Origin of the sequence: Clostridium sp. Marseille-P3244 (assembly GCF_900120155.1) — a bacterium.
Taxonomy (GTDB): Bacteria; Bacillota; Clostridia; order Lachnospirales; family Lachnospiraceae; genus Mediterraneibacter.
In genome coordinates this window covers 810,561-830,382 of record NZ_LT635549.1, presented here as the reverse complement: position 1 = coordinate 830,382, position 19,822 = coordinate 810,561, and the positions used below count along the sequence as shown (strand labels likewise).

The 19,822-nt window shown below is 49.5% G+C and carries 19 protein-coding genes and 1 other RNA gene; 3 read left to right on the top strand and 17 right to left on the bottom strand.

All coding sequences use genetic code 11. The features are described from left to right. The 8 genes from BQ7367_RS05660 to BQ7367_RS05625 form a co-directional block, all read right to left on the bottom strand. Nucleotides 1-594 carry a V-type ATP synthase subunit E gene (locus BQ7367_RS05660; protein WP_072524575.1) on the bottom strand — a complete coding sequence of 198 codons (594 nt, stop codon included), beginning with the start codon at nt 592-594 and terminating at the stop codon, nt 1-3. 55 nt (nt 595-649) lie between these two features. Beyond that, nucleotides 650-1,135 carry a V-type ATP synthase subunit K gene (locus BQ7367_RS05655; RefSeq protein WP_072524574.1) on the bottom strand — a complete coding sequence of 162 codons (486 nt, stop codon included), beginning with the start codon at nt 1,133-1,135 and terminating at the stop codon, nt 650-652. After that, entirely contained in the window at nt 1,132-3,153 is a 2,022-nt protein-coding gene (locus BQ7367_RS05650) for a V-type ATP synthase subunit I (RefSeq protein ID WP_072524573.1), read from the bottom strand. Before BQ7367_RS05650 ends, BQ7367_RS05655 begins: the two co-directional genes overlap by 4 nt. A gap of 49 nt (nt 3,154-3,202) precedes the next feature. Then, nucleotides 3,203-3,511: a hypothetical protein gene (locus tag BQ7367_RS05645; protein WP_072526094.1), complete on the bottom strand. Its 309-nt coding sequence runs from the start codon at nt 3,509-3,511 to the stop codon at nt 3,203-3,205. Nucleotides 3,512-3,835: 324 nt separating this feature from the next. Next, entirely contained in the window at nt 3,836-4,462 is a 627-nt protein-coding gene (gene ttdB, locus BQ7367_RS05640) for a L(+)-tartrate dehydratase subunit beta (RefSeq protein WP_072524572.1), read from the bottom strand. After that, nucleotides 4,462-5,361, bottom strand: coding sequence for a L(+)-tartrate dehydratase subunit alpha (gene ttdA / locus BQ7367_RS05635; RefSeq protein ID WP_072524571.1), 900 nt, complete (start codon nt 5,359-5,361; stop codon nt 4,462-4,464). The genes ttdB and ttdA overlap by 1 nt, the downstream gene beginning before the upstream one ends. A gap of 65 nt (nt 5,362-5,426) precedes the next feature. Next, nucleotides 5,427-6,605, bottom strand: a complete 1,179-nt coding sequence (locus BQ7367_RS05630; RefSeq protein ID WP_072524570.1) for a GntP family permease — start codon at nt 6,603-6,605, stop codon at nt 5,427-5,429. Between the two features lie 29 nt (nt 6,606-6,634). After that, on the bottom strand, nt 6,635-7,705 hold the full coding sequence (locus BQ7367_RS05625) for a C45 family autoproteolytic acyltransferase/hydrolase (protein WP_072524569.1): 1,071 nt from the start codon (nt 7,703-7,705) through the stop codon (nt 6,635-6,637). Nucleotides 7,706-7,917: 212 nt separating this feature from the next. Between BQ7367_RS05625 and BQ7367_RS05620 the strand changes: the two genes are divergently transcribed. After that, nucleotides 7,918-8,814, top strand: a complete 897-nt coding sequence (locus BQ7367_RS05620) for a LysR family transcriptional regulator (protein WP_072524568.1) — start codon at nt 7,918-7,920, stop codon at nt 8,812-8,814. Between the two features lie 72 nt (nt 8,815-8,886). Here BQ7367_RS05620 and BQ7367_RS05615 read toward each other — a convergent pair whose 3' ends face one another. The 6 genes from BQ7367_RS05615 to BQ7367_RS05590 all read right to left on the bottom strand — a co-directional run bounded on the left by BQ7367_RS05615 (nt 8,887) and on the right by BQ7367_RS05590 (nt 15,664). Further along, on the bottom strand, nt 8,887-9,390 hold the full coding sequence (locus BQ7367_RS05615) for a tRNA (cytidine(34)-2'-O)-methyltransferase (protein WP_072524567.1): 504 nt from the start codon (nt 9,388-9,390) through the stop codon (nt 8,887-8,889). Then, nucleotides 9,383-10,558, bottom strand: coding sequence for an aminotransferase class I/II-fold pyridoxal phosphate-dependent enzyme (locus tag BQ7367_RS05610; protein WP_072524566.1), 1,176 nt, complete (start codon nt 10,556-10,558; stop codon nt 9,383-9,385). Before BQ7367_RS05610 ends, BQ7367_RS05615 begins: the two co-directional genes overlap by 8 nt. Next, on the bottom strand, nt 10,558-11,061 hold the full coding sequence (locus BQ7367_RS05605) for an Lrp/AsnC family transcriptional regulator (protein ID WP_072524565.1): 504 nt from the start codon (nt 11,059-11,061) through the stop codon (nt 10,558-10,560). Before BQ7367_RS05605 ends, BQ7367_RS05610 begins: the two co-directional genes overlap by 1 nt. A gap of 38 nt (nt 11,062-11,099) precedes the next feature. After that, nucleotides 11,100-12,155 (bottom strand): AIR synthase-related protein, encoded by a 1,056-nt coding sequence (locus BQ7367_RS05600; RefSeq protein WP_083588886.1) that lies wholly within the window; start codon nt 12,153-12,155, stop codon nt 11,100-11,102. Between the two features lie 12 nt (nt 12,156-12,167). Next, the gene (locus BQ7367_RS05595; protein WP_072524564.1) at nt 12,168-13,688 is read right to left on the bottom strand and encodes a VanW family protein; all 1,521 of its coding nucleotides are present in this window, start codon (nt 13,686-13,688) and stop codon (nt 12,168-12,170) included. A 131-nt stretch (nt 13,689-13,819) separates the two neighbouring features. Continuing rightward, nucleotides 13,820-15,664 (bottom strand): B12-binding domain-containing radical SAM protein, encoded by a 1,845-nt coding sequence (locus tag BQ7367_RS05590; protein ID WP_072526092.1) that lies wholly within the window; start codon nt 15,662-15,664, stop codon nt 13,820-13,822. Nucleotides 15,665-15,796: 132 nt separating this feature from the next. On the opposite strand from BQ7367_RS05590, the gene ffs reads away from it, so the two are divergent. Beyond that, nucleotides 15,797-16,058: signal recognition particle sRNA large type (ffs, locus tag BQ7367_RS05585), an RNA gene on the top strand. A gap of 69 nt (nt 16,059-16,127) precedes the next feature. Here ffs and tadA read toward each other — a convergent pair. Continuing rightward, nucleotides 16,128-16,601 (bottom strand): tRNA adenosine(34) deaminase TadA, encoded by a 474-nt coding sequence (gene tadA / locus BQ7367_RS05580; RefSeq protein WP_083588885.1) that lies wholly within the window; start codon nt 16,599-16,601, stop codon nt 16,128-16,130. Between the two features lie 87 nt (nt 16,602-16,688). On the opposite strand from tadA, the gene BQ7367_RS05575 reads away from it, so the two are divergent. Then, nucleotides 16,689-17,543 (top strand): DUF6128 domain-containing protein, encoded by an 855-nt coding sequence (locus BQ7367_RS05575; protein ID WP_072524562.1) that lies wholly within the window; start codon nt 16,689-16,691, stop codon nt 17,541-17,543. Nucleotides 17,544-17,546: 3 nt separating this feature from the next. Here BQ7367_RS05575 and BQ7367_RS05570 read toward each other — a convergent pair whose 3' ends face one another. Together BQ7367_RS05570 and BQ7367_RS05565 are read right to left on the bottom strand one after the other, a co-directional pair. Beyond that, nucleotides 17,547-18,977 carry a deoxyguanosinetriphosphate triphosphohydrolase gene (locus tag BQ7367_RS05570; RefSeq protein WP_072524561.1) on the bottom strand — a complete coding sequence of 477 codons (1,431 nt, stop codon included), beginning with the start codon at nt 18,975-18,977 and terminating at the stop codon, nt 17,547-17,549. 60 nt (nt 18,978-19,037) lie between these two features. Then, complete coding sequence (locus BQ7367_RS05565) at nt 19,038-19,805, bottom strand: hypothetical protein (protein ID WP_072524560.1); 768 nt, start codon at nt 19,803-19,805, stop codon at nt 19,038-19,040. Nucleotides 19,806-19,822: the final 17 nt, after the last annotated feature.

Below are 19,822 nucleotides of genomic sequence, written 5' to 3'. Positions count from 1 at the left end.
TCACTGGAACAACAGCCTGTTCACCTGGTCTGACAGTTCTTCTCTCTTCGAGTCAAACACTGCCTTTATCGTACAGTTTTCTTCAATACCGCCGTAAACAAGAAGGAAACCTCCGTCGATGTCCTCCGCTTTGTCCGAGAGTGTCAGGCTTCCGCCTTTCTCTGCGGCGATTGTTTTTATTCTTCCGGTAAATCCTTCAGGCATCCGCCCAAGATCCTTCTTTGAGAAACGGATCTCTCCCGATTCTGGGAGCGTATATTTCTCAAGCAGTTTCTCAAGCATGCCAAAATACTCTTTCACTTCCAGATCCATCACAGCAGCATATGCTTTCTCAAGCACACCGCTGATCACTTCCTGCTTCGCGGCCAGGTATGCCTGCTTTCTGTGCATATCCGTGGAAGACGCCACGCGTTTTCCATAGTCAGCGGCATCCTTTTCTGCCTTTTCCTCGATCCTGGCAGCTTCTTCCTGTGCCTGTTCCACAGCTGCCCTGACCGTTTCCGCGCCGTCCGCTTCTGCCTTCGCGATGATCTCCTGTGCAGAGTGGTCCGCTTCTTCAAGGATCCGGGATCTCATTTTATCCAGTCCACTCATTGCCTTCTTCTCCTTTTATATCGGATTCTGTCTCTTATAACCTGCGTGCTATTTCCTATACCGGAATTCCGTTTACTGCCAGGAATGAAACAAGAAGAGCAAGGATTGCGTATGTCTCGACCATGGCGGGAAACAGCATGGCTTTACCAAACTGATCCGGTTTCTTTGCCACAATACCGATAGCGGCTACTGCCGTCTTTCCCTGTGAGATAGCGGAAAGAAGTCCTACCACGGCAATGGGCAGGCATGCCGCCAGAATGAGAAGCCCGGTAATCACAGAGATATCTGCCACTTCACCGCCAAGGATTCCTATCTTGGACAATGTGATAAAACCTACCAGCAGTCCGTACAGGCCCTGTGTACCCGGAAGAAGCTGGATAACCAGCACTTTCGCAAATTTACTCGGATCCTCAGTGACAACACCGGATGCCGCCTGACCGGCGATACCGACTCCGATCGCAGATCCGATTCCCGCAAACAGTACAGCCGAAGCCGCTCCCAACAACGCAAAAACGATTCCCAGATTTTCTGCAATATTCATGATATAGTTTCCTCCTTAACATCTGTATATTTTGTATTTTCTTTGAAAGGGTTAAACGGCTGTCCGCCCCCCTCATAAAACTTTCCAAAAAACTCTACAAACTGCAGACGGTTTGTATGCACATACGCTCCCAATAGGTTAATAGCCAGATTCAGCGCATGGCCGACCACGAAAATCACGGCAAAAATGATCACTCCGATCACATTGCTTGGCACCATGCTTCCCATCTGATTGATAACGGAAGCGATAACTCCTGTGGCAAGCCCCAGAGCCAACAGTCGGGAATAGGAAAGCACATCGCTGAGCCAGCCTGTGATATTGTACAGATCATATGCTCCCAGGGCCAGCCGCAGCACCGGGTTCTTTCTTCCCCGCCCGGACATGAGCACGATCCCGATGGCACCCGCGGCGGCCAGGATCTTCGCCGTCATATTCAGCCATTCAGGAAATACGATATTTGTCTGTGCGATGGACGCGAAAACATCGCTGGGAAGAAGCATCAGGATCAGTCCTGTGACCAGCATATACCAGAGTACCACGTCACAGAAAAAATCCAGGACCTGACCGTCTTTCAGACACAGGTACCCTTTGATTCCCAGCCCCACGAACAAGTGGATCACACCGAAGAGGAGCGAGAACACCAGAAGCTTCATCGGGTCATTGAGAGGAATGAACCAAAGCGCAGGTACCGTCACCATTTTCCCAAAAAACTTCTCTGATACGATATCCACAACATTCCCAAAATATCCGCCAAACAGAATTCCCCATACCAGCGTGGAAAGACCGCAGTAAAAAAACAGCCGCAGTGATTTCCGCATTCCCGTTGACATCCGCGGGAACTTATGAACAAGCACTCCGCAGACGATTGCCACGATCGCGCCATATGCCGCGTCAGACAACATCATTCCGAAAAAGAATACATAAAAGAACGACATAATCGTTGTCGGATCGATCTCTCCTTTATGGGGAAGGCCGTAAGATTCCACGACTCCTTCCATATTGGCGGAAAAGGGATTGTTCTTTAAAATGACCGGAGCCTCTTCCCCCTCCTTCAGATCCTCCACATCGACTGTACAGTCATATTTCCCGGAGAGATCCTTTGCCACATGATCCGCCTCGCGCTGCGGAATATATCCGCTGATCACAAACGTGCGGTTTGACTGGGGGATCTGTCCCAGGACCGCATATTTCTCCGCCCGGACACGAAAATAATCCGCCGCGATTTTGAGATCCTCTCTCTGCGCCGAGAGTTCCTGAAGCCTTTGCTCGATCTCCCTGATTTTATCCTCGCAGAGGACCATCTGCTGTTCCAGCTCTTCCTTTTCCTTAGCCGGAGTTCTGTCCCAGGACTGAGACGGCCGCGCAAATCCCGCAGATCTTAAAGCATCCTCCACCGCAGATGACTCTTCTTTCAGGCAGATCACCGCAAGATAGACCATACTCTGCTCTGAGGAGATAATATGAATGTCCGCGCTTTCTGTGTTCGGAGCCTTTTCTGCCAATATTTCATATGCAGATTCCAATGTCGTCCCCGAGGGCATCGTTCCCAGAAATAATACTGTCCTCTGCGTTTCCGCCGCCTTCATCGATACATCAAGAGAAAGCCAGGGTGTAAGTGTCTCAATACTGTTCTTAAATTTCGTGATCATTCCCAGCTGTTCTGAGCGTTCATGATCCAGGCTGTAGATCTCCTCCGCGGTCTGCAGAAGTTCTCCGCTCTTTTCCTGTACCTTTTGCTCCGTATCCGGACCGATCAGCTTCTTTCCCTCCAGAGCAGCAAACATAGACTTGTTTTCCGGTGCATATTTGTCCAGAAGCAAGATGGCCTGGTCCAAAGACGCGGCAGCCTTTTCATATTCCGTTCTCTGTCCCGAAGTGTCCATCTTTCTGAAATCATCGTCCTCATCGATGACATGCCTGATTTCCAGAACACCCAGTCTCTGCAGCTTCTCCAGGATTGCTTTTCGGTCTTTCTTTAAGGCACAGATGCTGATCCTCTGCATCTTAAGTACCGCCATTTAACTAATCCCTCCTTTACTGTCAGTTTTATGTGATATCTTTGCTTCTTTAAGCCAGCATGGAGATCACAAGACTAACCGCCTTTTCTTCCTTCTCCGCGGCCAGCGCTTTCAAGGCCTGAATCTCTTTTTCTGTGGCCTCTGAGGCTCTCTCTTCTTCCCCATGTCCAGCCTGCTCTGCCCGTTCTTGCGTCTCACGGGCTTTCTCCCTGGCTTTCCGGATGATCTCCTCTGATTTGGCCAGTGCTTCCGCTTTGGCATTTTCTATAATCTCTCTGCCTTTTTCTTCCGCCTCTGCTACGATCACATCAGCCTGCTTTTCTGTCTCCCGGATCGTCCGGATTGTCTCTTCGACCATATCCATCCACCACCTTTCCTGTCCTGTCTTATTATTTCCTTAGTTTTTCCAATCCGCCCCGCTTCATGCAGACGGTTCCTCCTGAACAGAGTGTTTTTTGTCTATTTCTCACATACACCTAGAGCCATTATATACCAGCTATAGCAATTATTCAAAATATTTATTAGTTGTTTTTACAAATATACATTATATATACTAATAAATCCTTAGTCAGTTATAATATTGTGAAAAAAGAAGTCAAAGTTCCCTGTAAAGGAGCTTTGACTTCTGCTCTTCCATAATTAATCTTAGATATCTACAACTATTATTGTATGATCCGGTATATTACTTTATAAATCCCACCTGACTGCAGATCCGCCTCAGCGCTTCCTCTTTTCTCCGGTTGAAGAGCGCTTTGTTCTCCTCAAAAAGATTTCTTCCTTCTGTGTCTATAGATACGATCAGCGGGCCGAACTCTTTTACCCGGCAATGCCAGAGTGTTTCCGGCATTCCCAGATCCAGCCATTGGGCATCTTCAATCTTTTCTACCTCAACGGCAGCAACTACAGCGTTTCCTGCCGGGAACACACAATGCAGCGCCTTGTAGTTTCTGCAGGCGTACTCTGTATTCGGCCCCATTCCACCTTTTCCGATGATAAGACGCACTCCCGTCTGCTCCACAAATTCTTTCTCAAACTTCTCCATGCGCATACTGGTGGTAGCCCCTACAGACACCATTTCGTATTTTCCGTCTCCCGATGAACGTATAATGGGGCCTGCATGGTAGATGGCGGCGTTTCTGATATCTACCGGAAGTTTGCGTCCTTCCTCTACCACTCTTCTGTGGGCCACATCCCGGCAGGTGGTCATGCTGCCGTTTAAATAAATGATCTCACCGATGTGGATATCTTCCAGATCTTCCGCTGATATCGGTGTTGTCAAAATCTTTTTCCCATCCTTTATCTCCACCATTATAGCCTCACCCCCGAATGCGTCGTAATCGTGTAATTCAGATCTCTGTCGAAAATTATATGTCCTCGCCTGTGTGACCAGCATCCCACATTGACCGCCACTCCTATGACGGAGGGATGCCTTGCCGTATTTTCGATATGGACGCCCAGGACAGATTTTCTTCCGCCGACTCCCTGGGGGCCCAGGCCGATCTGGTTGATCCCTTCCTCCAGCAGATGTTCCATCAGCGCCGCGCGTTCATTTTCATTATGACTGCCCAGCGGCCGCATCAGTGCTTTCTTTGAAAGCAGAGCCGCAGTTTCCACGGAGGTGGCCACTCCCACTCCTACCAGCAGCGGCGGGCATGCGTTCAGGCCATAAGAAGTCATTACGTCCATTACAAATTGTACGACCCCTTCATACCCTTCTCCCGGCATCAGCACCATGGCCCTGCCCGGCAGGCTGCATCCTCCCCCGGCCATGTAGACATAGATCTCACACTTATCGCTGTCGGGAACAATATCCCAGAACACCGTAGGCGTTCCCTTCCCCACATTCTTTCCGGTATTGTATTCATCGAATGTCTCTACACTGTTGTGGCGCAGGGGCGCTTCGGCTGTGGCCCGCACCACAGCCTCTTTCAGGAGCGCCTCCAGTTCTCCGATCAGCGGGAAACAAGTTCCGCACTTTACCCAGAACTGCAGTACGCCTGTGTCCTGACAGCTGGGGCGGTCCAGCTGTCTGGCCAGGTCCTGATTCTTTTTCATCGTATCATATATGATCCGGGGAAGCACCCCATCCTCCTCCTGTGCCAGCTCATCCAGCTTTTCTGCGATGTCATCCGGCAGAACCTTTGAGATATAGGACACAAAATCCGCCATATATCTGGTCAGCTGCTCTGTCTGCTGCTCTCTGTTCATCTTTAAAACTATCTCCTTATATGTTTCGTTCATTGTTATGTTTTACTCTGCACGACCAAATATTATCATGCCATAGGAAGGATCACCGACATGATCAGTGTAACAATAAGTCCTACTACGCTCATGATCAGGCTTCCCATGGAGACTGTGGACAGAGATTCTTTTTCTGTCATGTTGCACAGCTTTGTGATCACCCAGAATCCACTGTCATTCATCCACGAGAAGGTCATGGAACCGGCAGCGATCGCGGTGAGGATATATACCGGATGGAAAGTAAGTCCCATTTCCGGAAGAAGAGGCGCCAGCATGGCCGATACTGTGATCATCGATGTCGCACTGGATCCCTGACTTGTCTTAAAGATCACTGCCAGGATATACGCGAAGATGATCGGAGAAATACCAGTGCTGTGGAACAGTCCGGTTATTGCGCTTCCGATCCCACATTCTACCAGAACGCCGCCGAATGTGCCAAAGAATGCTGCCACGGCTGTTCCCGGCAGGAAAGCGTTCGTCAGTGTATTCCCCGCGACCAGGACAACAGGCACCACGATCGGGAGCAGTGATACCCCCAAGTTCGGAAGTTCTCTCTGGGCACCTTGGTCCGCTTCTCCGGCCGCATATCGCTCCTTGGGGATCTCAACTCTTTTTGAAATAAACTGTCCCCAGATCCATCCGCCTGCTATTGCCGCGAAAGCGGCCACTACCATACCAACCAGCATTGTAAGTCCAAGATCGATCCCCAACGTTTCTGCCATAGCAAGAGGCCCCGGGGTAGGCGGCACAAAACAATGAGTGGCCAGCGCTCCGCATCCCATGGCGACGATCATTGCCACGAAGCTTCCACCGCTGGAAAGGGACAGTGCCCGCGCAATCGGGATCATCAGATAATAGGCTGTGTCTGAAAACAGAGGGATGGATAGTACATATCCGGTTCCCACCATGGCAAGCGGAGCCTTGTTGTTTCCTGTCAATTTCAGGATAGATCGGGCAATCTTCTCCGCCGCTCCTGATTCATCCATCAGCTGTCCCGAAACAACTGCCAGACCGATCACAACCGCAATACTGCTGATACTGCTGCCCAGCTTTTCTGTCATCAGGCTAATAGAGTCAGCCAGAGGCATCCCGGATAAAACCCCGACTACAACTGCCGTAATGACCAGAGAAAAAAATGCATGCACCCTGCATTTCATGATAAGGAATGACAGCAGCGCCACACTGAATACTACGATAAATACTGCATACATAATGTATTCCCTCCTTTGTACTCTGTCCTTTAAATACGATACTCTTTAAACTCTCCCTCACAGGGCTGCCCTGCGCAGAAATATGCCGTCTTTTCTGTCGTATCCATCACCAGGCTGTAGTTGCCCGCCATAGTCTCAATGGATGGCTCTTTCTCTTCCGGATGGTAACAGATTGAATACGGATAACCTCCGTGGTCACGCATCACATGGAACATATATTCTTTGTCAATGTCATGATGCCCGTACAAAAGTTCTCTCAGCCGGCAAAGCCTGACAAACGTGGTTCCCCAGGATCTCCAGTTGTCCGGGGATTTCTGCTGCAGCATGGGACTTAACAGATGATTCGTGTGCGCGATCACTCCCTGATCCGGCAGGACGGCGTCTACTCCATCCGGCGTCAGCTCTGCGCTTAAAGCTACTCCATCCCCGCTGGTAATGATAAGATTTGCTCCTACAGTTGACAATGGTTTGGCAACGCTTTCATATGCCTTTGCTATATGGCAAGAATCCAGCGCGGCCCGCATCTTGATATGAAGCGGCACTCCCTTGCTGTTAAAATTTGTCTCCAGAGCATTTAAAGTCAACGAAAGTCCGTTGCTGTTCATCCCTTTTCCGCCAATGAAACCTGCTTCTGTAAAAAGGATTATATCCGGCTTGTCCTCCTGATAAATATGCACGACCACCATGCAGTCTCTCTGGCCGTAACAATTATCCCAGTTCTGCCCTGCCAGGACATGGCCGTTCCTGCTGGCGGATGGCATAATCGCAAACGCTGTGCATTCCTGCTGAAGCCCTCCTTTCATGGCATAAAGCTCACTTCTGCAGTTGATCGCCAGGATCTCTTCATAGGGAACCCCTGCCCCCTGGGCGATGCCTTTCATCTCGTCGATATATTCCGGCCGGAAATTCCGGATCGACTCTTCAAAGATCTTCGCACCTTCGCATGCTGTCTCCCAGTCCATTCCCGTGCTCTTTTTAATGTACTCTGCATAATGGTCAATACATCGTTTAATGGCGTCCGCGGCCTGCTCCCCATAACTCACTCCGCGTTCATAACTGTTTCCTTTCAGGAAAACTTCTGTCACACATGTTTTGATCATAAAACCCTCCTGTTCCAATAAAATTCTGACCGGCCGGGTCAATTTATTTTGCTGAGCTAATTATAAAATCGCTCTGTCTTATCTGTAAATTCAGTAAAAATGATGCCTTTATAAAAAAATTTTATAGTCTGTCTATATATTTGCTCATTTTCTCAGATAAAATATGCTATACTTCTTACATACTGGAACTTGCTCACATCAAGGAGGACATCATGAAGATCACACAGTTGGAATATTTCTGCGCAGTCAGCCGGTACCACAGCATCACGCAGGCGGCCCAGAAACTTTATGTTACACAGCCTGCTATATCCAGCGCTATACGGGAACTGGAGAAAGAATTTTCTGTAAATCTTTTCACACGGTCTAAAAACCATCTTACGCTTACGAAAGAAGGGGAAGTATTTTACAGAAAAGCCAGTGAACTGCTCCGACAGATTGATCAGACTTCCCAGGAATTTCATGATCTGGGCATGGAGATCGCACCATTACGGATCGGGATTCCTCCGCTGCTCAGCATTATCTTTTTCCCGGACATGCTTCTTGCCTTCCGGGAGAAATATCCGACGATTCCCATCGAGCTTTTTGAGTATGGTTCCATCCGGGCAGCCTCTTTAATCCAGGATGAAGAACTGGATCTGGCCCTTGTTAATATGCATTTCCCGGACTCTGCCAATATGAATTCCTTCCGTCTCCTGACGGATCGACTTGTATTCTGTATATCCCGAGATCATCCTCTGGCATGTAAAAAAGAAATTTCCATCGAACAGCTGAGCCGGGAACCACTTATCCTATATAATACGGATTCTGTTCAAAACCAGACCCTTCTCTCCTTTTTCGACAAACTGGGCACCAAACCCAATATTCTCATGCATTCCAGTCAGCTTTATACGATTAAAAACTTTATACTTGGCCATCTGGGCGGCGCGATCTTGTATTCTACTGTTCTTGCGCAACACCCGGATCTGGTAGGGATCCCGATTTCTCCCTGTATAGAGCAGGATATTGGCCTGATATGGAAAAAGGGAAAATATTTAAATAACAGTGTTGAGAAATTTTTATCTTTTACGCCCAAATATGCCGCTTCAAAATGGATGCAGCCATACCTCTAAAAAACAGACCGGGAGGAAATTTCATACGGCATTTCTACCGTAAAAAATTTCCTCCCGGTCTGTTTTCTACATTTATCTTTCATCTTCCCAGCTTAGCCTGTGCAGTTCTCCCTGTATCTGCATCCCCGCAAATCCGTTCTGCCGCAGTGCTTCATACAGTACAATGGCTACAGAATTTCCCAGGTTCAGTGATCGGATGCCGCCGATCATAGGGATCCTTATACAATTTTCCGGATCTTTCACAAGAATTTCTTCCGGAATACCGGCGCTCTCCTTGCCGAACATAATGTAACAGTCCGATCCATAAGAAACTTCTGTATAATTTTTTCGCGCCTTGGTGGTCGCCATATAAATCCTGGCTCCCGGATTCTTTTCCAGAAAATCCTGATAATCGATATAAGTCTTCACATCCAGATCTTTCCAGTAATCCATCCCCGCTCTCTTAAGTGCCTTTTCTGAAAGGCTGAAACCAAGCGGTTCAATCAGATGGAGCCTTGTGCCTGTAGCCACACAGGTCCTTCCGATGTTTCCTGTATTGGCCGGGATTTCCGGCTCAAGAAGTACAATGTTAAGCATGGGCCTTTTCCCTCAGACGCCGGATAAAATTTTCCACACGGCCCAGCGCCTCTTTCAGATCTTCCAGTGAATACGCATAGGAAATCCTCAAGAATCCTTCTCCGCACTCACCGAACGCGGTTCCCGGAACCACCGCCACTTTCTCCTCCTCCAGAAGTCTTGTAGCGAATTCCTCCGATGTCATACCAAACTCCTTGATACTGGGGAATACATAAAACGCGCCGAACGGTTCAAAACACTCCAGCCCCATCCTGGCGAACTCATGCATGAGAAATCTTCGTCTCTGATTATAGGACTTCCGCATCTCTTCTACTTCATCCTCACAATTTCTTAAGCCCTCCACTGCCGCGTACTGACTGTTCGTGGGCGCGCACATGATGGCAAACTGATGCAGTTTGGTCATCTGCTCGATGATTATTTCCGGACCGCAGCAGTAGCCAAGCCTCCATCCGGTCATGGCGAATCCTTTGGAGAATCCATTGATCACGAGAGTCCTCTCCCGCATTCCGGGCAGGCTCGCAATGGATACATGTTCTGTCTGATAGGTCAGCTCAGAATAGATCTCATCTGACAGGACATACAGATCATGCTCGACAATAAACCTGGCCACCGATTCCAGGTCCTCCTTCGTCATGATAGAACCTGTGGGGTTGTTGGGGAAAGGCATGATCAGCACCTTTGTCTTTTCGGTTGTATATTTTTCAAGATCTTCCTTCGTCAGCTTGAACTGATTCTCATATTTAAGCGGAACCACTACCGGAACTCCATCCGCCATGACCGTACACGGCAGATAGGATACATAACTGGGCTGGGGGATCAGCACTTCATCCCCCGGATCCAGCATACAACGCAGCCCTATATCAATGGCTTCACTTCCTCCCACTGTCACAAGGGTTTCCTTTACCGGATCATAAGAAACATGGATCTTGCGCTCCAGATATTTGCTGATCTCTTTTCTCAGCTCTTTCAGTCCCGCATTGGATGTATAAAATGTTTTTCCCTTCTCCAGCGAAAATATTCCTTCCTCCCGGATCCGCCAGGGGGTATCAAAATCAGGTTCTCCCACGCCCAGAGAAATAGCGTCTTCCATTTCATTTGCCACATCGAAGAATTTGCGGATTCCTGACGGCTGTATATCAATGATTTTTTTCGATAATGGATTTCTCATTACAGTGTCACCGCGATCCTTTCCGACTCTTTCCTTGGTACCATAACGGTGCCGTGGTCTTTATATTTTTTAAGAATAAAGTGGGTGGCCGTACTCAGGACTCCGTCGATAGGAGAGAGTTTCTCGGACACAAAGCGGGAAACTTCTTTGAGCGTCTTGCCCTCCAGTGTAACCAGCAGATCGTAGCTTCCTGAGATCAGATAGACCGCATAGACCTCCGGATAATTGTACAGGCGCTCCGCGATACGGTCAAACCCGCGGTCTCTCTGCGGTGTGACCCTCACTTCGATCAGAGCCGTTACCATCTCTACACCGGCCTTATCCCAGTCGATCAGAGTATGGTACCCGCAGATGATCTTCTCTTTTTCCATTTCTGCCATCTCATTGGCTACATCTGTCTCCTCCACGCCAAGGAGCACCGCCAGTTCTCCCAGATCCACCCTGCTGTGTTTCTCAATGTATTTTAAGATCTCAATTCTCAAAGCTTCTTTTTTGTCGTTCATTTCATTTCCTCCTGAACATCTGATATTTATTTTCTCTGTCACTTTCTGCCAAACTGCCGTCCGGACATCCAAACTTCCAGTTCATCCGGGGCAGGCCTGTCCAGATATCTGATTTCTTCTCCGCTTGAGATCACCCGCGCTCTGTGCGCTTTTATGACCCCAAGCCTTCCGGCTCGCGCGCCTGCCTTCTCCAGCACATCCAGGACCGCGTCCCCATGCTCTGTAACAATCAGAAAACTCCCGGCCGAAGTCATCTGATACGGATTCAGTCTGTAGAACTCGCAGATCTCAACCGTCTCCTGCCGCAGCGCCATGGCGGACAGATCTGCCTCGAATCCTGTGTCCAGCTCCTCTGCCAGATCCCAAAGCGCAGCCAGAATCCCTCCGCTTCCGATCTGCCGGATGGCCCGGATTCTTCCTCGCGCATCTGTTGCCCGCAAAAGCTGATCCGGGATTACCAGTTCCCTGCGCAGCTCTTTGGTCTGAGCAAGAAAAGACGGTACAAAACGCGTCTCCAGCTCGTCCTCTGCCTCATCCAATATCCGCAGCGTCCCCTCCAGTCCCACATATCCGCAGAGCAGGATTTCTCCTCCATCCAAAGGACAGGCAGCGGGCAGGGCCTTCTTTTCCCCGGCTCCTGCGCCGGATACAAACACCGTGCAGATCGTTACGGCAGAAGTAACTTCTCCCTGGATTGAAGATACCTGGATCTCCATGCGCCGGCAGGCTTCCTCGATTCCCGCCGCCAGCTCTTTCAGATCCTCTTCCTCAGATCCGGGCGGAAGCAGGACGCGCACAGAAACACCGGTCATACAGATCCCCTGAGCAGCCAGTTCTCCCGCTGCCTGAAGAATTGCATAATATCCGATATTCGGGGAGTTTCCCGATACACGGACATCCGCCCACAGGAAAACCGTTTCTTCTGTTTCTTCCTCAGACGATCCGTGGTCTGTTTCCGGTGCCATATACCGGATTCCGCCGCAAGCATTCTGAGGAGAGGGGGATAATATTACTTCATCCCTTATTGTATGCAGTTGTTTCCTGATCGACCGGTTCCATGCGGTCTGGCCGATCCTTCCGTATTTCATACTCATTTCCGGTTTCTTTTATTCTTCCTTTCCGCCTGTGATCTCCTGGATAGCGGCATTGATCTGCTTCTCGTCCTGTGTCTCAATTGCCGCATTAATCTTTGCGGAATCCTCTTCATTATCCGAAAAGGTTCCCACCGCTATGGTTTTGCCTGACGCCAGATAAGTACTGTAGTTGACCGCTTCCCGGCTCACCTCTGTACCATTTTCGTATACGATCTTCCACAACTGTGCCGTCAACCCGGACTGCCCCTCATTCTGAGTGTACATTGTGCCGATGGCATCCTCTGTAGCCACATATCTGGTCTCATCCGATTCTGTTGTCTCCAGAGTCTCACTGACATATTCGACGGTCCGCTCCCCGGGACGAGTTTCTTTTCCGTAAATATTAAATGTAACGTTCCCGTCCTGGAGCACTGCCTCAATATAGACAGGATCCTGCAGATTGTTGCGGAATTTTAAATCTTTCACATCGTCCGCGATCGCGGCATCCATTGACGGTTCCACATAAGAAACCAGCATGGAATGTTCATACCGTTCCGTAATCTCCAGTTCCGCCAGCAGAAGGGCATTGTACAGTGTTGTGGACACCTGGCAGATGCCTCCTCCCATAGACTGCACAACCTCATTATTTTCATAGGAGGCCGCCATGGCATACCCGTTTTCCTCTGTGTACGGCGCCATCAGATCGTCCGCTGACACCTCCTCGCCCGGCTGCATCAGTGTTCCATTGATATGTCCCGCGCCGGATTCCACATTCATCGTGCGTCCCCCGTCACTGCTTCCATAATATGTAGTAAACGTACCCAGTACATCTGTAATATCAGCCAGATCTTCCCTGGTGATATCCGCCTGGATTTCCGTGACCGCCGCTTCTACGTCAAAGGCCTTCTTATCCCAGCCTTCCCCGATCCGGGCGTTGATATTCTCTACTGTTTTTTTAATATTAAGAGCCTCTCCGGGCACATCCGCTATCAGCTTGGTCCCACCCTCACCTTGTGTGAGCCTGGCGTCAGAAGGCTGACTGAGAAGCCCGGTCAGCTTTTCCGCCAGTACGCTTCCAGCCGAATCTTCCGTGACCTCATATTCAACGGAAAATACTTTTTTATTCTTGTTCTCCTCGGCATTCTTCAATATTTTATAACAAGCCGCCGGATTTCCCTTTTTCCCGTAATCTGCGGCGCTGTCCACAAGCTTCTCCAGATCTTTCGGAGCCATTCCCAGCTCAGATAACGTCAGTTCCGCCTTTCGTTCGCTGTCCAGTTTTGCTGTGACCGTCTCCTGAGCGCAGCCCGCTGTATCACGCGTTACTGCTTCAACAGCCTCCTGCCGCGTCATTCCGGACACATCCGTATCACCGATCCACACGCCGTTGATAATAATATCCGGGTCATATTTGTTGATGGTGACGCGGAACATCACATTTACGGCTATGATGGCAGCAAGAGCACAGAACACCAGTCCGCCTATGAGCGCCAGTGTCTTCCTGCTGACTCTTTTTTTCAGTTTTCTTTCTGCTCTTTTCCCGGCTTTCTTCATATCTCATCAGCTCCGTGGGCCATTCCGGCCTGTCTATAAAACATAAGGTATGACCATTGTCAGAACCATGGCCGCGACAATCACTATGATGATAATAGATATGATGCGCCTTACCCGTTTATCATAAAAATTCATCGCACATTTCCTTTCTGTGAATTTACCTCCGTCAAATCATCTATCCTGTACACTCTGGCATTTCCCGTCAGAGGATCCCGATGGCGGTAATCAAACAGTACCAGCAATCCGCCGATCCGTTCAAGATGGGTCATCCTGCGGATCTGTCTTCGGTCATATCCCTCATAATCTCTAACATACCTCCGCGCCCTATCTTCCTCTCTGTAAAAGGCGGCAGCTTCATCTGAACTTACACTTTCTGCCCCAAGAAAGGCGGGACGGTTTCTCACATTATCCCTCAGATACAGGTCCAGTGTCAACCTTTCGCGGAAAGTCCGCCTCTTTTCCGCCACAGGCATCTGTACGTCTTCCGGCTGCCCGGCGTCTCCCATAACCCTGTCTGTTATAAAACAGTCCAGTATTTCATACCGGGCGATCCGGGAATGGCTTGCACGGAAAAATCCTTTTTCCTCATAATATGCCGCCAGAGCCTCATACATGGCAAAAGCCGATGGAAAATCCTGTTCCAGATATTCCATCGTATTCCGGAACTGTCCGCTGTTATAATAAACCTCGACCATCTCCTCTACGGCTTTCAGCCGGATAACATCCGCGTAAGAGAGCCACTTCGTAGACAAAACCTCGTAGGGCGGCCTGGTCTGATAAAGCAGCCCGTATTCCCCGGCCTTCTCATACATCTGTGAACCTTTCAGCACCTTCAAAAAGCCCAGCTGTAACTGTTCCGGCCGCATAGCATACACAGTGTCAAAGGACCTGCCAAAACTGTCATAATCCTCATAGGGCAGACCGGCAATCAGATCCAGATGCTGGTGGATATTTCCCTGTTTTCGGATCTTCCCCACGACAGCCCTTACTTTCTCCAGATCCATCTTCCTGCAGATCTCCCGGATTGTCTGCTCATTCGCCGACTGTACGCCAATCTCCAGCTGGATCAGCCCCGGGCGCATGGAACGGATCAATTCGATCTCCTCATCGTTGAGAAGGTCCGCTGCCACTTCAAAGTGAAAATTGGTAATCCCTCTGTCATGTTCCTTGATATACTCCCACACCGCCATCGCATGATCGTGCCGGCAATTGAAGGTCCGGTCCACAAATTTCACCTGGGGCACTTCATGGTCGATAAAAAACTGCAGTTCCTTTTTCACAAGGCGGATGTCCCGGAACCGCAGACATTTATCCACAGAAGAGAGACAGTAGCTGCAGGAAAAAGGACATCCTCTGCTGGATTCATAGTAGATGATACGGTTTCTAAAAGGGACTGACTCCTCCGCAGAAAAAGGACTGTCATCATCTCCGGTGTCATCCGCAAGGTCTTTGTACGGAAACGGGATCCTGCTAAGATCCATGGCCGGACGGCCAAGATTCTCCTTAATCTCCCTGCCTTTCCCCCAGTATGTAATCCCCCGGACAACCGCGTACAGATCTTCCGTTTCCAAGTCCTGCCGACAGATCTTTTGGTGCCAGACATCCATCAGTTCCAGGAAGGTTTCTTCTCCTTCCCCCCGCATGACGCCGGACACACCGGGATTCCTGCTCAATACCTGTTGCGCGTCGTAGGATACCTCCGGTCCTCCCACCCAGATCTCCGTATCCGGCAGGATCTTCGGCACCTCTTCAAGAAGCTGTTCCACACAGGTGATATTCCACAGATAACAGGAAAAACAGATCACATCCGGACGACACTTGTAAATGTCCTTCAGGATCTCATCGACCTGCTGATTAATAGTATACTCCGCAATGCGGATTTCTTTCCTGTATCTGTGCGCGTAAGCTCTCAGGCTGTACACAGCCAGATTGGAATGAATATACTTGGCATTCACCGCTGCCAGAAGAACTTTCATCTGTACGCTCCGTTTCTGTCTTTCTCTCCGAAATCTGAAATTCTCTCCTATTTTAACACTAAATATATCCTTCTGCAATTTCTTTCCCTCGCATCCGTTGACATTTCACCGGTAACCATGGTAAATTAAGACACGTGCAGCCGGGGTGTTAGCGGTACCTTGTACCTGCAATCCGCTATAGCAGGGGTGATATTGCGCAGAGGGCAAAAGCCGGCAGGGCTGCCCCCGGTAAGTGACGTTGATGTCCGGGTCTCACGCGACGGGAACCTGTGAACCGTGTCAGGCCGGGAACGGAGCAGCACTAAGCAGGACCTTCCGGGTGCCGTGAGGGTGCCTGGGCTGAGTTAACTGCCGGGGTAACGTCTGTTGGCCGCGTTCGAAGCGCAATGCACGTAAAAAGAAAAATAAGAGGCACCGTATATTTACGATACCTCTCCGCAATAGATCTGCAAGAACAGTAATCTCAAATCTGTTTCTTTTTTTTATCCCTCAGTTCTCTGAAAAACTGTTTCATCAGTTCACTGCACTCTTCCCCAAGTACTCCTGACTCTATTTCAGCCTGATGATTGAATTCTTTTACCTGAAGGATATTCAGCACCGAACCCGCGCACCCGGCCTTGGGGTTCATACATCCGATGACCACTCTCGGGATCCGGGACTGTACGATCGCCCCGGCGCACATCTGACAGGGCTCCAGGGTCACATACATGGTGCATTCTTCCAGGCGCCAGTCGCCGATCTTCCTGCTGGCTTTCCGGATGGCCGCTATCTCCGCGTGAGCCAGCGGGCTCTTCTCAGTATTCCTTCGGTTATATCCTCTTCCGATGACCTTTCCGTCATGAACGATCACACATCCGATGGGCGTCTCTTCCAGAGCATAGGCCTTTTTTGCCTGCCGCAGAGCTTCCCTCATATATTTTTCATCTGTATCCGTCATAGTCCCCTCCATTGTTTTTGTTCTTTTTCCCTCTTTTCCCGAATACACTAGACTGAAGCAAGACAAGACCAGAGGTAGTCGATATCTATGAATCCAGGTACTTTTTATCTGTACGAATATGAAAATAACAGACGCAGGAGAAATGTGGGATTTATCAAAATTTCCAGACATTACCGCTCCTGCATCCTTCAGATCCACGCCCGGGGCATCCCCTCTGGGAATGGCGCGTCCATGGAACTGTATGCATTTTATTGTGACAACAAAGATCTCGTGGGGACTCAGATCGCGGAACTGAACTGTTTTGGCCGTAACATCTCCGCGCGGCTTCCCATACCGGAGGCCCGTTTCCCGGAATCCCGTACACTGGCCCAGATCGACGGATTTCTTATCCGGCTTCCCGGAAACAGCACTCCACTGTTCTGGATGGCTTCTACAGTCTTTTTTGACGTTGATATCAACAGACTGCGCTCACCGGAAGACAAACAGAATATCCCGGATTCCTCCGTATCCGGGGAAGCAACCTCCAGTGAAATCACGGCAGACACGGAATCTGTCCAGAACGATCCCGGGGAACCGGAAACCGAAGAAACTCCCAAAGCACAGGAGCATTCTTCTGACAAACACTCAACACCCTCTGCCCGAAAGATCCGTCGGGAAGATATCTCTCTTCTTTCCCGGCGCTTCTGGCCTCTGGCCAACAACAGTTTCCTGCTGCACGGTTATCACAATTACAGCCATCTCATCCTCATTGAAGAGAACGGACGGCTGTGGCTCGGGGTCCCGGGTATCTATGACCAGCACGAGGCACGGGCCGCGGACCTCTTTGGCTTTCCTCGCTTCACCCGTTCCTACACAGACTGCATCGGACTGGAAGAAGAAGAGCGCTGTGACAACCCGGACTTCGGGCACTGGTGCCGCTGCGTGGGGCCCTGCTCAAAATAGATACTAAACGATCCCGTTCATTTCCTGATAAAGCCTTTTTGCGTAGCTGTCGGTCATGCCGCACACATAGTCCGTCACAAGGAGGAGGCGGAGATATAGCTTCTCCTCTTCCTTCTTTCCTTTTGCCTGCAGTTTATAAGCGTTTTTATAGTTATCAGATATGAAGGACACCACACGGGTGTCAATGGTATTCTGCTTTATATCTGTGTCATAGTACAACACTGCCTGGACAAGTTTCTCCATCAGATAGTCCAGAATAGCTGACTCTGACACTTCCATCTTGTAGATCGCCATAGAAGAAAAAACATAACGGTATGCCATATCTCCCAGCAGATCCATCAGTTTCTCGCCGAATGTGCCATGGAAAAGATCATGCTGAAACGTACCTGCCATGATCCTGTCATAATTTGACGTAAATCCGAATGTAGCACAGCTGATCAGAAATCCCTGTGCACTCACAATCCAGTTTTTCACTGCGTATGACTCGGGATTACTGATATTTTTGGCTTTTCCACGCTCGTATAGCTGATGAAGCTTCTCCAGGGGCTTAAACCAGTAATCCATCCTTCCTTCTTTCTCGCTTTGACGCAGTTCTGCCTCCAGAGGAGCCAGCTCTTTTTCCAGAATGTAGTAAGTAATAAAGCCTTTTACAAAGGCGTCCTCTATATCCGCTGTCTTATAAGCAAGATCGTCCGCAGCTTCCAGAATATAGGTCAGGGGATGCCGGTTATTTCCTGCTCCTGTCGCCTGTGTCACTCTCTGGAAGATCTTCTCATCTGCCAGATAGTACCCCATCTTTTTATCTTTGATATTCCCGCTTTCCGGATCGATGCCTGTGGATGGCACCGGGTATTTCACGATTGTGTTGAGCAGGGCATAGGTCAGATTCATACCGTGCTCATCCACCAGATAATGCAGCTTTGTCACAAGGCGCAGAGCCTGAGCGTTTCCCTCAAAATGATAAAGATCCTGCTTCATCTGCCCGCTCAACATATCCTCCACCTTTTTCCCACAAAAGGTAAGTTCCGGCAGCCGGCGCTGAAACCATTCCCGTATGGCAGTCTCCCCGAAATGTCCGAAAGGCGGATTTCCGATATCATGAATGAGCCCCGCACATTCAAGGATATGAGAGATATCCTCCTTCATCTGCGGGGTAAATCCTGAATTTCTCCGATATTTTAATATATTTTCACCGATATTCTGCCCCAGGGATTTCCCCAGGGATGAAACTTCAAGAGAATGCGTCAGCCTTGTGCGGATAAAATCGCTCTTGTCCAGGGGGAATACCTGGGTCTTATCCTGAAGTCTCCGAAAAGAGGCGCTTCCTATGATCCTGTGATAATCTTTCTCGAACTCACTTCTTAAATCTGTCGATTTCTGCCGATTTGAATTTCCCCGCTCTCTGTCCGCGGACAACAGTGTCTTCCATTCCATATATGACCATCTCCTCTATATACCCCTTCCTCTCCCGGAATCCCGCTGTGTTCCTGCCGGTCAGTCCAGGTAGATCGGCGGCTCGTACGCTTTTCCAAGCAGCGCTTTCTTCCGTTCCTGCAGGCCGAGAAACGCCCATTCTGTCATATCTGTCCACTTGTGGATCCGGCGGTCATATACCTGCACATAGCCGATCCTGCTCGGATGCATGCGCACACTGTTAGACTGATATTCCCGCCCGGTATATGGATTCACTTCTCCAATCTCTGTATCTTCCTCTGTATCATCATGGGAAATTACCGGCTCAAAACGGTTCTTCTCTTCCGGTTCAGCCGCCGCCTCTTCTGTCTGCGCGCCGGATTCGTTCTTTGGCCTGTCCAGTTCCCTCTTTATCTCTTCCACCGGTTCTCCGGCCTTCACATTTTCTTCCAGTTCAGACAGTTCCCGGTGAATCTCATAAAGTTCTCCGATCGTCATATCCCGCTCTTCCGGCTGTATTTTTTGTTCCTCATCCCGTGCCCGCTCACTGGTATCGTTCTCTTTGGCATCGGTCTGTTCCGGAGCGTTGTTTTCCGGAGCTGCCACACTCCTTACCGGAACCTGGGTTTCTCCGGACAAAATACTCAGCTGAAAAGGGCATCCCAAAATTTCGGCGATCATACGCATATCCTGTTCCTGAAAATTATCTCTTCCGAGCCTCTGCGTAAGATTCTGTCTTGACATTTTTTTCCCTGTCTCCGCCTCGATCAGCTCAGCGAGACGTTTGATGGTCATTCCCTTCCGACCCAGAATGATCTTGACCTGTTCTCCAAATGTTAAATCTTCCATGATCTTCCTCCTTCTGT

Excerpts from the sequence above, each read along its gene's own strand:
- ttdA (WP_072524571.1), bottom strand. The coding sequence starts at position 5,361 with ATGAACAGAGAGCAGCAGACAGAGCAGCTGACCAGATATATGGCGGAT.
- BQ7367_RS05575 (WP_072524562.1), top strand. The coding sequence starts at position 16,689 with ATGAATCCAGGTACTTTTTATCTGTACGAATATGAAAATAACAGACGC.
- BQ7367_RS05600 (WP_083588886.1), bottom strand. The coding sequence starts at position 12,155 with ATGAGTATGAAATACGGAAGGATCGGCCAGACCGCATGGAACCGGTCG.
- BQ7367_RS05650 (WP_072524573.1), bottom strand. The coding sequence starts at position 3,153 with ATGGCGGTACTTAAGATGCAGAGGATCAGCATCTGTGCCTTAAAGAAA.
- BQ7367_RS05625 (WP_072524569.1), bottom strand. The coding sequence starts at position 7,705 with ATGATCAAAACATGTGTGACAGAAGTTTTCCTGAAAGGAAACAGTTAT.
- BQ7367_RS05565 (WP_072524560.1), bottom strand. The coding sequence starts at position 19,805 with ATGGAAGATTTAACATTTGGAGAACAGGTCAAGATCATTCTGGGTCGG.
- BQ7367_RS05655 (WP_072524574.1), bottom strand. The coding sequence starts at position 1,135 with ATGAATATTGCAGAAAATCTGGGAATCGTTTTTGCGTTGTTGGGAGCG.
- BQ7367_RS05605 (WP_072524565.1), bottom strand. The coding sequence starts at position 11,061 with ATGAACGACAAAAAAGAAGCTTTGAGAATTGAGATCTTAAAATACATT.
- tadA (WP_083588885.1), bottom strand. The coding sequence starts at position 16,601 with ATGACGGATACAGATGAAAAATATATGAGGGAAGCTCTGCGGCAGGCA.
- BQ7367_RS05615 (WP_072524567.1), bottom strand. The coding sequence starts at position 9,390 with ATGCTTAACATTGTACTTCTTGAGCCGGAAATCCCGGCCAATACAGGA.
- BQ7367_RS05660 (WP_072524575.1), bottom strand. The coding sequence starts at position 594 with ATGAGTGGACTGGATAAAATGAGATCCCGGATCCTTGAAGAAGCGGAC.
- BQ7367_RS05590 (WP_072526092.1), bottom strand. The coding sequence starts at position 15,664 with ATGAAAGTTCTTCTGGCAGCGGTGAATGCCAAGTATATTCATTCCAAT.
- BQ7367_RS05630 (WP_072524570.1), bottom strand. The coding sequence starts at position 6,605 with ATGTATGCAGTATTTATCGTAGTATTCAGTGTGGCGCTGCTGTCATTC.
- BQ7367_RS05620 (WP_072524568.1), top strand. The coding sequence starts at position 7,918 with ATGAAGATCACACAGTTGGAATATTTCTGCGCAGTCAGCCGGTACCAC.
- ttdB (WP_072524572.1), bottom strand. The coding sequence starts at position 4,462 with ATGGTGGAGATAAAGGATGGGAAAAAGATTTTGACAACACCGATATCA.
- BQ7367_RS05645 (WP_072526094.1), bottom strand. The coding sequence starts at position 3,511 with ATGGTCGAAGAGACAATCCGGACGATCCGGGAGACAGAAAAGCAGGCT.
- BQ7367_RS05610 (WP_072524566.1), bottom strand. The coding sequence starts at position 10,558 with ATGAGAAATCCATTATCGAAAAAAATCATTGATATACAGCCGTCAGGA.
- BQ7367_RS05595 (WP_072524564.1), bottom strand. The coding sequence starts at position 13,688 with ATGAAGAAAGCCGGGAAAAGAGCAGAAAGAAAACTGAAAAAAAGAGTC.
- BQ7367_RS05570 (WP_072524561.1), bottom strand. The coding sequence starts at position 18,977 with ATGGAATGGAAGACACTGTTGTCCGCGGACAGAGAGCGGGGAAATTCA.